Source organism: Photobacterium sp. ABD4_091, assembly GCF_056160145.1.
This window is the reverse complement of the sequence record NZ_JBSWWQ010000003.1, coordinates 249,723-262,326: the sequence shown is the minus strand read 5'-3', so window position 1 is coordinate 262,326 and position 12,604 is coordinate 249,723. Positions and strand designations below refer to the sequence as shown.

Annotated in this window: 11 protein-coding genes; 8 read left to right on the top strand and 3 right to left on the bottom strand. The window is 46.1% G+C overall.

Annotation, left to right across the window (positions count from 1 at the left end; genetic code table 11):
• Positions 1–645 precede the first annotated feature (645 nt).
• Positions 646–2,574 carry a dihydroxyacetone kinase operon transcriptional regulator DhaR gene (gene dhaR / locus ACXAGQ_RS22665; protein WP_475256979.1) on the top strand — a complete coding sequence of 643 codons (1,929 nt, stop codon included), beginning with the start codon at positions 646–648 and terminating at the stop codon, positions 2,572–2,574.
• A gap of 60 nt (positions 2,575–2,634) precedes the next feature.
• On the opposite strand, the gene dhaL is transcribed toward dhaR, so the two are convergent.
• Complete coding sequence (gene dhaL, locus ACXAGQ_RS22660; protein WP_475256978.1) at positions 2,635–3,270, bottom strand: dihydroxyacetone kinase subunit DhaL; 636 nt, start codon at positions 3,268–3,270, stop codon at positions 2,635–2,637.
• Positions 3,271–3,298: 28 nt separating this feature from the next.
• Positions 3,299–4,357, bottom strand: coding sequence for a dihydroxyacetone kinase subunit DhaK (dhaK, locus tag ACXAGQ_RS22655; protein ID WP_475256977.1), 1,059 nt, complete (start codon positions 4,355–4,357; stop codon positions 3,299–3,301).
• Between the two features lie 317 nt (positions 4,358–4,674).
• On the opposite strand from dhaK, the gene ACXAGQ_RS22650 reads away from it, so the two are divergent.
• The 7 genes from ACXAGQ_RS22650 to ACXAGQ_RS22620 all read left to right on the top strand — a co-directional run bounded on the left by ACXAGQ_RS22650 (position 4,675) and on the right by ACXAGQ_RS22620 (position 12,086).
• Positions 4,675–5,757, top strand: a complete 1,083-nt coding sequence (locus tag ACXAGQ_RS22650; RefSeq protein ID WP_475256975.1) for a glycerol dehydrogenase — start codon at positions 4,675–4,677, stop codon at positions 5,755–5,757.
• 65 nt (positions 5,758–5,822) lie between these two features.
• Positions 5,823–7,445 (top strand): dihydroxyacetone kinase subunit DhaK, encoded by a 1,623-nt coding sequence (locus ACXAGQ_RS22645; protein ID WP_475256973.1) that lies wholly within the window; start codon positions 5,823–5,825, stop codon positions 7,443–7,445.
• A gap of 175 nt (positions 7,446–7,620) precedes the next feature.
• Positions 7,621–8,922 (top strand): MFS transporter, encoded by a 1,302-nt coding sequence (locus ACXAGQ_RS22640; protein WP_475256971.1) that lies wholly within the window; start codon positions 7,621–7,623, stop codon positions 8,920–8,922.
• A gap of 144 nt (positions 8,923–9,066) precedes the next feature.
• Positions 9,067–10,149, top strand: a complete 1,083-nt coding sequence (locus ACXAGQ_RS22635) for a zinc-binding dehydrogenase (protein WP_475256969.1) — start codon at positions 9,067–9,069, stop codon at positions 10,147–10,149.
• Between the two features lie 50 nt (positions 10,150–10,199).
• Positions 10,200–11,027, top strand: coding sequence for a hypothetical protein (locus ACXAGQ_RS22630; protein ID WP_475256968.1), 828 nt, complete (start codon positions 10,200–10,202; stop codon positions 11,025–11,027).
• A 124-nt stretch (positions 11,028–11,151) separates the two neighbouring features.
• Positions 11,152–11,862 carry a DeoR family transcriptional regulator gene (locus ACXAGQ_RS22625; protein ID WP_475256967.1) on the top strand — a complete coding sequence of 237 codons (711 nt, stop codon included), beginning with the start codon at positions 11,152–11,154 and terminating at the stop codon, positions 11,860–11,862.
• The gene (locus ACXAGQ_RS22620) at positions 11,859–12,086 is read left to right on the top strand and encodes a hypothetical protein (protein WP_475256965.1); all 228 of its coding nucleotides are present in this window, start codon (positions 11,859–11,861) and stop codon (positions 12,084–12,086) included. The genes ACXAGQ_RS22625 and ACXAGQ_RS22620 overlap by 4 nt, the downstream gene beginning before the upstream one ends.
• 126 nt (positions 12,087–12,212) lie before the next feature.
• Here ACXAGQ_RS22620 and ACXAGQ_RS22615 read toward each other — a convergent pair whose 3' ends face one another.
• Positions 12,213–12,596, bottom strand: a complete 384-nt coding sequence (locus ACXAGQ_RS22615; RefSeq protein ID WP_475256963.1) for a hypothetical protein — start codon at positions 12,594–12,596, stop codon at positions 12,213–12,215.
• Positions 12,597–12,604 lie beyond the last annotated feature (8 nt).

The following is a 12,604-nucleotide window of genomic DNA, read 5'->3' as shown; positions in this document are numbered from 1 at the left end:
CATATAAAACAAGCAGCATAGGTGTGTGAGTGAGTATTGGCGTGCCAATGTTGTCGTTGTGAGCAAATACCCCTTTTAAAACTGACTGGGGTATTGATGTAGACAGTTCATCAAGTGAAAGGTCATTTAAAAATCAATGGTTTATTTTTTACTGGCCAGACCAATGAGGCAGTGAACGAACTAGCTTTATAGCCCCTCTTATTTCACTGAAGAATTTCTTTATATTTTTTAGATGGTTAATTGGAATTATTATAATATTCATCAGTATTGGACCCCTCTATTTATTTCGACGTTAGAGTAATCCTATTGATCAACGTTACATTTACGAAGAATTAATCGTGTCTTGGCAGATGAACTTTGATGTTTATGTCAAATCTGGCACTGCACGTCTACTGTGAAGTGCAAAAATAATATCTCGATCACTTTTGTCTTCATTTATGTTCAGGGTTGTTTCAAGATGAAACGGTTATGTTTATTGGTGTGTTTCAAATTGAAACACACTTTGGCTTCTCATCCTGTTTTTTGTATATATTACAGGCATAGAACCGCTTTCAGCCTATAACTGTGATTACTGCGCAGAAATTAAAAGGGCTTAACCGATTACACTACGGCTTTGTTTGCCTGCCATGACCAATAGTAATTCCAATGCCTACCATCGAAGATAGCAAAACCCGCTGGGAATTTTTCCAAAAGCACCAATGGGTATCACCTGAGTTTTCGCTTACGCCTATCTTCCGGTCGTGGCAACGCTGTGTTAAACAGATGAGTGCTTACGACTGGTCTCGGCCGCATATCGCCTCCGGTTTCACCCTTGCCTCATTGAAACGGCGTACCGAGCGCATTATCAACTGTGCAGTCACTGTCGCTGAAGATACCTACGATCTGCTGCGTGATGAAAAGCTGCTGTTGCTGGTAACAGATGACAATGGCTGCGTGATGTTTACCATCGGCCACCCTGAATTGGAGCGCAAGATGGAGGAGTTGGGGATCAAGGTCGGCTGCTTTCTAAGCGAGGATAAGATTGGGACCAACGCGGTCAGTTTCACCATCGATACTAATATGCCGAGCGAAGTTTTTGCCGGCGATCACTTCAAGCGCGAACTCCACGAAATCGCAGCAGCGGCAGCGCCCATTATCGATACCTACGGCAAGTTGCGTGGCACGATCATGCTGGTAAGAAATGCCGAAGATTACAGCCGGGAGAACCTAGTTATTGCTTCTTCCTGCGCCAAAGAGGTTAGCCTGCAGCTCCATATCCAAAGCGAGCAGGAGAACATGAATCGTCTCCAGTCCGCGCACAGTGCGGCACTCGACTACATGGATGATGGCATCATCTCCTGGGATAGCGATAACCTGATTTCCTATACTAGCCAACAAGCAGAAAAGCTGCTCAATGTTCATAGCAATGATTTATTGGATAGGGATATTTTCAGTGTTATCCGTTTTGCACCCAATATTCTCAACAGTATTGAGCAGGGGGAGATGGTTCGCCGCAAGCAGACCACGTTTGAGGTCGCCGGACGGTTTATCGAGGCCATTGTTACCTACCGGTTTATGTCCGACGGAACGCACCTGCTCTTTGTTCATCCAGTCGATAAATACCGGGATCTGGCTCAGCAGCAGGTAGGGGGCAATGCCGATTATGTCTTCGATAGCCTATCTTTTGTTTCCAAGCAGATGAAGCATGTGATCAAAGTTGCCCAAAGGGCATTGAAGACCAAGGCTCCGATTTTGATTACCGGTGAAGAGGGAGTCGGTAAAACGGAACTGGCGATGGCCATCCACAATGAGAGCCAGTACCGGGCCGGGCCATTTGTGAGCTTCAACTGCCGTTCAACCAACCCCCATCAATTGTTGCGTGATGTGTTGGGTTTCGATGAGGGCGAAGGACAGTTGTCCAAGTTTGAGCTGGCTCAGAACGGTACGCTCTATGTCGAAAATATTGAGTCCCTTGGCACCGAGCTTCAAGCGACAGTGTTAAAAATGCTGAAGACCGGGCTGGTTACCCGCAGCGACAGCCAGCGGCTAATTTCAGTCAAGTTCCAGCTGATCACTGCAACCTCTGCCGATATCGGTGAGCTTGTCGGCCAAGGCGGGTTCTCCCGCCAGCTTTATTACGATATATCTGCCAATGAACTGCATATCCCGCCGTTAAGGGAACGCCAGGATGACATCAGGCATATCCTTTTCAAGCTCGTGGCCCATTACGAGCAAAGGCACAATGTTGCGATTGAACTCGACAAAGCGGTGGAGGATATATTGCTCAACTATCACTGGTCGGGGAATACTTCAGAACTTCGCAATCTCGTTGAGCGCATACTGCTAAATAGAAATGCAAACCTTGTTGAGCTGGATGATATCCCTGAAGATGTTCGGTCCTATTGCCCAGAGATGAAGGCTGAGGTGTCTTCAGTGATGACGCTGGAAGATGTAGAGAAACAGGCGATTGTCCAGGCATGGAAGGTGTTTGACGGTCGGATGCAAGATATGGCGAAGGCGCTCAACATTGGCCGGACAACGCTTTGGCGTAAAGTAAAAAAATACCAACTGGTCGAAATGATGGAACTTGATTGACCAACCAGCAAGACATCTCTGAGTGAGTCCTGCTGCAAGCTGTATCAAGTTCCAATGCTGTTAATGAGCTCTTATTGCTTGGGCGAGGGCTTTGATCATCAACAGTGATGAGGTCGCCCCGGGGTCCTGGTGACCGATGCTTGTTTCACCCAACAAGCTAGCACGACCTTTTTGGGCCTGCATTTCAATCGTCGACACCGCCCCCTTTTCAGCTGCATCGATCATTTTGTCGAGCACCTTATCAGCTGAACAGCCCGATGCGGATAGTGTCATGGCTACCTCGATGACAGGCAGCCAGACATCGCACATTGTTTTGTCGCCGACTTCCGCCTTCCCGCGTGAGATGATACCGTCAACACCACTTTTCAGTGCATCTACGAGTTGCTCGAAAGAGAGCTGCTCGCGGGTGCCAACCGTTGCCGCTGCGCGAACAAACAAGGTGCCGTAGAGGGGGCCACTGGCACCTCCGACATTGGAATGGAGTGTCATCCCGGTGTTTTTCAAAATGGTTGAGATATTTTGTTTTTCCACCTTGGGCAGGTTTTGAGCAACCAGTTTGAAGCCCCGGTTCAAGTTTTGGCCGTGGTCTGAGTCGCCGATATCGCGATCAAGATCGGTTAGAAATTTCTGGTTGTCATCAAAGGCCTTGGCACAAAGCGCAAGCCAATTGACGATGTGCTGCTTTTCGATTTGCATTGCTAGGGTTCCTTGCTGGGGACATTGACTACCACTTGATTGCTGCGGTATCGACTGGGGCATCGAATAGCTCAATCATTTCCTGGTCTGCCTTGAGCAGCGTGATCGATATACCTTCCATATTGAGGGCCGTGCAATAATTGCCGACCAAGTTTCTCACGATACGGAAATTAGCCTTTTTGCAGCATTGCGTCAGCCGTTGGTATGCAATGTACAATTCCGATATTGGTGTACTGCCCAACCCGTTTACAATGGCGATATAGTCCTGATCGCTCTCGAACCGTTCGATGGCAGATTCTTCATTATCCCACTGACCCTCTTCGCGGTTCCAGTGGCGGAGTGTACGTCGGTACTCCTCGTTTTCTGCTAGTTTGTGGAACATCTTATCGACTAGATCGTCTGCGCTGGTGTATTCGATGCGTTCAATGCCCGGTTCGCCGTGAATGCCGATCCCGAATTCGATTTCATTCTCTGCTAGCTCGAAGGAGGGCTGCCCCGCAGCAGGGACAACACAAGCCTCGAGGGCAATGTTAATAGAGCGGCAGTTGTTGTTGACCCGACGGCCTAGGTCCTCACACTGCTCGAGTGTGTACCCTTTTTGTGCGGCGCCGCCAACGATTTTTTCAACCAACACCGTGCCGGTAATTCCCCGGCGTCCGGATGTATAGAGGCTGTCAATTACCGCGATATCATCATCAATTAGAACAAACCCCACTTTGATGCCATCAGCATGAAGCAATTCGACGGCCAGCTTGAAGTTCTTTCCGTCCCCTTTGTAGTTCTTGACTAGGAACAGTACCCCTTTGTCGTTGCTAACCTGACTGGCGCACTCGTAGATTTGATCAGGGGTCGCACGGACAAAGATTTCTCCCGGGCAGGCACCTGTCAGCATACCCTTACCGATATAACCGATATGCATGGGTTCATGGCCGGAGGCTCCGCCCGATACCAGTGCCACCTGATCGGGTGACTGCTCATGCCAGACATAGCAAGGGTGTGGGTTAACTTTCAGTTCGGGACGGGAGGTTGCGAGTCCTGCGATTTGCTCCAGCACCACATCTTCAACGTTATTGATCAGCTTTTTCATATTTCTTTTCGGTAGCTTTTATTTGTAGGTCTTGGCTCATATTAAGTGCCCGCAATAGGACTATCAATTAAATTTTCTTGTTCCAAATTGGAACGTGAATTTATCGGCGATCGTTTCATATTGAAACGCATTTTATGACTGTAATCGATAAGTGTGACTTGCTTATTATTTTCAATTTTGGGCAAAGGATTAGTGAGATGAATTTGATGGGAATATCAAAGTTCAATTTAAAAAAAACGACAAATCCTTCTGAAATAACGTTCAGGTTAATAGGATGAGCCCATCGTTGAAACAACAAAGAAGAAGGCCCCACGCTCATGGATAAAATTATTATTAGCCCAAGTAAATACGTTCAAGGTGAAAACGTTCTGGGTTCAATTGCCGGTTACGTCAAAGCACTGGGTGAAAACCCTCTGGCAATTGCTGATGAATTTGTGACAGGTTTAGTTGGTGGTACAGTCAAATCCAGCTTCCAACAAGAGCAAATGCCACTGGCGATGGATATGTTCAATGGCGAGTGTTCACGCCAGGAAATCGACCGTCTGATTGATATTGCGGCATCGCAAAACAATGACGTGATTATCGGTATTGGTGGCGGCAAAACTCTCGATACAGCCAAAGCCGTTGCCTACTATTCGAAAGTCCCTGTTGTCGTGGTGCCGACTATCGCATCAACTGATGCCCCAACCTCGGCATTGGCAGTGATTTATACACCTGAAGGCGAATTTAGCGAGTACTTACTATTCCCACAAAATCCAAATATGGTGGTAATGGATACGGCTGTGATTGCAAAAGCTCCAGTACGTTTGCTGGTTGCCGGTATGGGTGACGCACTATCTACTTACTTCGAAGCCCGTGCCAATATGACCTCCGGCAAGGCAACGATGGCTGGCGGAGCGCCAACACGTTCGGCCCAAGCATTGGCTAAACTGTGCTACGAGACCCTGCTAGAAGATGGCCTGAAAGCCAAGGTAGCTGCTGAGAATGGGGTGAGCACCAAAGCTCTGGAGAATATTATCGAAGCCAACACCTACCTTAGCGGCATTGGTTTTGAGAGTAGTGGCCTGGCGGCGGCGCATGCAATCCACAACGGATTGACCAAGCTCGAAGAGTGTCACCACCTATACCATGGTGAAAAGGTGGCCTTCGGGACACTGACACAACTCGTTCTGGAGAATGCCCCAATGGAAGAAATCAATACGGTAATTAATTTCTGCCGCAGTGTTGGTTTGCCTACTAATTTATTTGATATGGGTGTGAAGGAATTAAACCACGATAAGTTACGTGAAGTTGCCGAGGGGGCGACGGCAGAAGGTGAAACTATTCACAATATGCCATTCCCTGTGACAGCTGACGCCGTTTATTCAGCAATCTTAACAGCACATCAGCTTGGTCAATAATGACCTAACTATTTTCCAAGATATATCTAGTCCTGAATTAAAACGTCAGTTAGAAAGAGATTAACATGTCAGATCTAATATTAAATAAAAAAGAATCAATCGTCCTTGATGCGATTCACGGCTCGCTATACGCAGCACAAAATGAAAACCTCACGCTATTGGATTTCAATAATGATATTAAGGTTGTTGCCCGTAACGATTGGAAAAAAGACAAGGTAGCCTTGATCTGCGGTGGTGGTTCCGGCCACGAGCCTGCGCACGCCGGTTTTGTCGGCAAAGGCATGCTCACTGCTGCGGTATGCGGTGATCTGTTTGCTGCGCCAAGCGTGGATGCCGTGCTCAATGCCATTCTCCATGTGACGGGTGAGGCTGGTTGTCTGGTTATTATCAAAAACTACACCGGCGATCGCCTGAATTTCGGCTTGGCGGTCGAAAAGGCCAAAGAGATGGGCCACAAGGTTGATCTGATTGTGGTCGGTGACGACATCTCGATTCCTGGCAACCCACAGCCGCGCGGTATTGCCGGTACTTTGTTCGTACAAAAAGTAGCAGGTTATGTGGCTGAAAACGGCGGCTCGCTGGAAGATGTCAAACAGGCTGCAATCGAGGCGCAGGATAAAACGGCATCTATAGGTGTGGCCCTGACAAGCTGCTCGCTACCGGGTGAAAGCAATGATCGTATCGCCCAAGGTAAGGCGGAGCTTGGCTTGGGTATCCATGGTGAAGCAGGTATCGAGACGATCAATCTACCTGCTGCGAGAGATCTGGTCACCACTATGGTCACTAAATTGGTGGAAGCAAAACCAACGGCAGACAATGCGATCCTCCTCAATAACCTAGGCGGCCTCTCGCCAATTGAGATGAACATTGTTGCTAAAGAAGTGATGGAATCTGAGCTTGGTCAGCAGGCGAAGTTCATTGTTAGCGGTGCTCTGATGACTGCCATCGATATGAAAGGGTTTTCTATCTCAACGATCCAACTGACGGATGAAATCAGCAAAGCGCTGACTGCTGAGGTAGAAACGGAAGCCTGGCCTGGTGTCGTTGCACGCCGCGAACTGCCTATCACCCAGTGCGAGAATCAAATCGCGAAGAAGGCATTTGAGCCTTCTCATGATGCAGAGACGGCACTTGTGCTCAGCAAAGTTTGCCAGTCAATTATCGATATTGAAGCCGAGTTAAACCACCTGGATTCTATCGTCGGTGACGGCGATACCGGTTCAACCTTTGCTGCTGGTGCACGTAAAGTTCTGGCCCAGTTGGAGGCACAGGCCCTTCCCCTTAAGGACAAGGCCAAGCTGATGACCACTATCGCCGATTGCCTGACCTCTGTAATGGGCGGTTCTTCAGGTGTGTTGCTTTCAATCTTCTTTACTGCAGCGGGCCGTGATTTTGAATCAAACAGCTCAATGCCAACAGCATTGCAAGCAGGTTTGGCTCAGATGATGGCCTATGGCGGTGCGAAGCCTGGTGACCGTACCATGATCGATGCACTGCACCCAGCCCTTGAGGCTTGGGGACGTGATGGTTTTGTTGCGGCGATTGATGCGGCCAAAGCAGGAGCTGAAGCAACGGTGGCAATGACTAGTGCTAAGGCCGGCCGATCGTCTTACCTCAACAGCGATAGCCTGTCCGGGACCAAAGATCCGGGTGCCTACGCTATCGAGGTGGTATTTAGCCAGTTCTAATATTTCCCAGCATCGTATCTAACAATAATCAACGCTAATTAGCCATTTCCTGTGGCTAATTAGCAACAGAATGAAAATCTGGGAAATAAGATTAATCCATATATACCTGCACGAACGTGAAATAAGGCTTTGTGTGTTCACTTAGCTATCAAATTTAATTTGATAAGGGAAAATAATGAAAAACGAAAATATAGGAAGATATTTACAGTTTGCACTTGTTATACTTGCCGCTGGTTCAATATTTCCACTGGTGTATTTAAAAGCTCAGTACCAAGAGACTATCTTGGAGGTGTTTAATATGTCAATGGGACAAATGAACACAATATACACAATATTGGGTTTTGTTTTTATCATTGGATATTTTCCGAGTGGTGTACTTTGCGACAAATTCTCGGCTAAGAAATTATTAGCAATTTCTTTATTAGGTACGGCAGCCGGCGGTTTCTGGTTCGCCCAGGTCCCTAGCTACACAAGCGTTCTTATGATTTTTGGTATTTGGGGATTTTCCTCAGTGTTCACCTTCTGGGGTGCGCATATGAAGATCACTAAAATGCTGGCAAAAGAAGGTGAGGAAGGGCGTTTCTTCGGTATTCTTGATGGGGGAAGAGGCCTAGTAGAAGCGGCATTAGCGAGTATCGCGTTAATGATATTCACCTCAATGCTTGGTGGCGGTCTGGAATACACAGATAAAAAGCTTGCGCTTGAATCTGTTGTGTACATGTACTCTATCGCATTGGTTGCTGTTGCTGTTTTGATTGTGATCTTTGTTAAAGAGGATAAAGAAGCGGCAGCGTCTGCAAGCTCTGGTGAAGAAAGCAAAATCAAACTTTCAGATATCAGAAAAGTATTCAAAAACAAATTTGTATACCTACACGGTATGATTATCTTTGCTGGTTACACCATCTTTTGGACTAGCTATTACATTGGCGGCTATCTCCAAACTGGCCTAGGATTTGATGCCGTAACCGTCGGTTCTATGATGGTAGGCCTGCTTTGGATGCGCCCTATCGGTGGTATTCTTGGTGGTTTCCTTGCAGATAAATTCGGCCAGGCCAATACCATTGCTGCCGGTATTTTGGGTGGGGTTATTTGTTTGGGTGCTCTAGTCATGGTACCGAATACACTATCAGCCTATTTAATTACCGCTCTAGTAATGGTTACGGGCCTATTCTCGTATGTCATTAGGGGGACATACTGGTCTCTCCTCGGCCAGTCAAAGATTGATGCAGCAATAATGGGTACCGCGATTGGTGTTATTTCTGTGGTCGGGTATATCCCAGATATTATCATTCCGGAGATGAACACTCTTCTATGGGATATGTATGGTAATGAAGGTGGGTACCATGCCTACTTTATTGTCAGCATGATGGTTGGTCTTGTTGGGGTCATTATGACAATGCTCTATAAGCGAGAGCAGAAAAAAACCACTGAACCTCAAATTGAAAAAGTAAATTTGCAGTCAGCAAAAGCGGATTAAATTAACCCATACGAATCCTAAATATTAGTTTGAATAAAGTATGAGTGTTGACTCATGCAAGAAGTAGAGTAGAGAAATATTATGTTTAAAATGAATATTAACAATGATAAAAGCCGTTTTGAGATTAAGAATGGTCAAAAAACAATGAAGGCAGTCGTTACTATGGGTAACGGTGGCTATGAAATGCTGGAGTACAAAGATGTACCAATGCCAGTTATCAGCGAAGGTGAAGTATTAATTAAAGTACTTGCAGCTGGTGTAAATAATACAGAAATTAATACTCGTCTTGGTTGGTATTCTCAGAAGGTCACTCAAAGTACTAATACCTTGTCTACAGATAACAACGAGATTACGGAAGCCGCTGAAGAGAAAGATGGCGGCTGGAACAACGAGACACCATTCCCATTCATCCAGGGCACCGACTGTGCTGGCCTGGTTGTTGAAGCTAAAGATGAAGCAGATCAACACCTTGTTGGTAAGCGTGTGCTGATCCGTGCCTGTATCCGTCACGAAGGTTTTGAGTCTCGTGAAAATATTTGGATGGCTTCTGATTTTGACGGTGCTTTCGCTCAATATGTGAAGATTGCAGCAAGCGAAGTATTCCCCGTTGAGTGTGACTGGAGCGATGCAGAACTTGGCACGATCCCATGTGCTTACGCCACATCTGAAAATATGGTTCAACGCTCTGGCGTGAAAGCAGGTGATCGTGTGTATGTTGCTGGTGCTTCCGGCGGTGTTGGCTCTGCGGTTGTCCAACTGGCAAAACGTCGTGGCGCTTACGTTATCGCTGCTGCGGAAGGTGAAGATAAAATTGAACGAGTACGCTCATACGGTGCTGATGAAGTCATCGACTTTGGTAAAAATGCCCTAGAAGTTCTGGGTGAAATGTCGGTTGATATCATCATTGATAATGTGGCTGGTGAGAACTTTGTAAACAATCTAAAAATGCTTAAGCGTGGTGGTCGCTACGCATCTTCTGGTGCAATCGCAGGTCCATTAGTTGAGCTAGATTTCCGCACTATGTACCTACGAGATCTGACCTTTGTTGGTTGTACTGGTTGGGATGAACCCGTATTCCCGAGTCTGGTTGAGGCTATCGAAAAAGGTGAAATTAAACCGGCTTTATCAAAAACCTTCCCTCTTTCAGACATTGTTGAAGCACAAAAAGAGCTGGTGAGCCGCAAACATGTTGGCAAGCTTGTTCTTATCCCTGACCACGAAGATTAATGTAGCCGAGTCGGGGTTCGCCGAACCTCGACTATTGAGAGGAAATCAAAATGTCAATTTTTGAGAAAGTCCACGAGATTAAGCACCCTACGCTGACTAAGGAGAATTGGGGCGAGGAGCAGCCGCTTGTCCGTATCAATTTTCTGGGTAAAGAACTCGATATCAGCCAGCCATCATCAACGTTTTGGGTATACCTGTTGGGTGTTATCGTCACCTTGGTAGGTGTTCAGTTCCTTGTGATGCAAGATGGTCAAATGTCGCGCTTTTGGTGGGGTATTTCGATGATCCTCTGGGGCGTAGGCGCGATTATTGCGGGTACCAGTTACCAGGCATTTGGTTACGAACTCAAAGCCAAACACCGTGAAGAGTGTTCGTGGACTACATGGTGGGAAGTTATTTATCTAATCTTCCAGCAGGTGAGTATGAACGCAATGACAGTTGCAATTGCATATTCGTCTATTCCGCAGGAGTCAATTTGGTTTGATATCTTCATTTGGTATGCGGCGATCATGACCGTTGGCTACACCATTATTACATTCTGGGGTGCGTTTACCGCAACTAAATCGGTGATCACCTTTGAGTTTATGATGATAGCCTCTCTGCCGAGCTTCATCGCTTTCATCTTCATCAACACGGTGAGCTATATCAAAACGGGGGCTACTTATGATCTGCTTTGCATGATCTCTTGGGCTCTGATTTATGCTTCATACTACTTCTACGATAAGTACTGGAAGGCTGGTATTGGTGAGGTGCTTTGGAAAGAGAAGAAAATTTGGTTCTCTGAAAACGATGTTCTTCACGTAATTCTAGTCGCATGGTCTTTGCTGATGATTGCTGTGCCGTTCTTCACATTTGATTATGCCCACTTTGTAAATTAATAAGATCTGAACAAAGAGATTTAAGTCATACCTTCATGTCTTATAAGGGGGGCTAAGTCCCCCCTTTCATGATTTTACTTATTTATGCCAGATATAGTGCAATCGAATCTATGGCAGGTGGGTCGTGAGAGAAATAGGAAAAACATCCAAGTCACTTTTACGCAGAGAAAAAATACTATCTCTGCTGAGCGAATCTGATGACATAACAACGAGTGCTCTTGCTAAGCACTTTAAAGTCAGTGATTACACTATCCGCCGTGATCTCAATGTACTTGCCGCCGAAAATAAGATAAGGCGACATCATGGTGGAGCAAAAAATACTGATAGTCCCTTATTGACAGGCAGACGGGATAATAGAACCCAAGTAAAGCAAGCAAAACAGCTGTTACCTTTTATATACCAAGGGTGCCATATGTATATCGATAGCCCTTATCTTGCTGAAGCATTAGTGAGTTTACTACCTGATATCAATATTAAAATTCTGACTAATGATCTTAAGGTCCATCACCTTATTACCCATAAAGAGAACATTAGTATGTACTTTTTAGGTGGTAGTTTTGGCCGGCGAGAAGAAGGCTTTCATTATCCTGATTTTATTTATCGGGGCGAGTTTGAATCTATTGATATTGCGATTATTGAGGTCGATTGTATCGACAGTGAAGGTTATGCATTGAGCCATTGCATGGCTAAAGCTGCTCGTAGTCGACTTGCCCTAGAGAAAGCAAAGTCTAGTCATATTATTCACAACCCTAGAAACAACAAAAAATCAGAATCCTATTCGTTTAAAGTATGCTCGGTTGATAACATTGAGCATGTAATTGAGGTTATCCAATGACGATAGATCAAGAGCAACTTGAAGATAAGCTAGAACATGCCAGAGCAAATTATTGGATATTAACGCTTTTCTGCGGCATCTTCCTCGCACTTGTTATCAATAGAATAATTCAGTCTGAATATGATGGTATTACAGTGATATATGGAACGCTGTTGGCGACCATCGGTTATTTTGCTATCAAACTATCCCACTTGATACAACAACTCAAAGCGCAGCGTGAATAAGACCAGGCTATTAGAAGCCACTGGTATTTACTTTAATTGAAGGTGTTGCGTTGACGATGTTGCAAAAAAATGCCTGCCAGGTAGAAGCTGGCAGGCAAAAGAAGAGAGTAGGGTTTTATGTCGCTATTAGAGTTGTTCGGCCAACTGGTGGGTGATATCCAGTTTCAGCTTGTAACTATCGCGCGCGGCATTCGAGGCGCTTGATGCGCTGGAGAACGTCGCGATGACCACGTTCTTGCCCTGGTTAACATACAGGGTTTGGCCGAATACACCCCGTGCAGTAGCAATCCCTTTTTCCTCGTCATGGACCCACCAGAAGTTCTTGTATCCGGTTAACTTGTCATCGAAGGTGACGTGTTCGGTGTCTTTATACTGATTGTTGCTGACATGCTGGCGCTCTTCTTCGCTAAGGGTAAAGGTGTCCTTGACCCATTTTTCCGGGAAGAGTTGTTCACCGTTGTATTGGCCATTGTTCACCATGGCCAGGCCAAGGCGGGCGAAGTCACGCAACGTAGTAT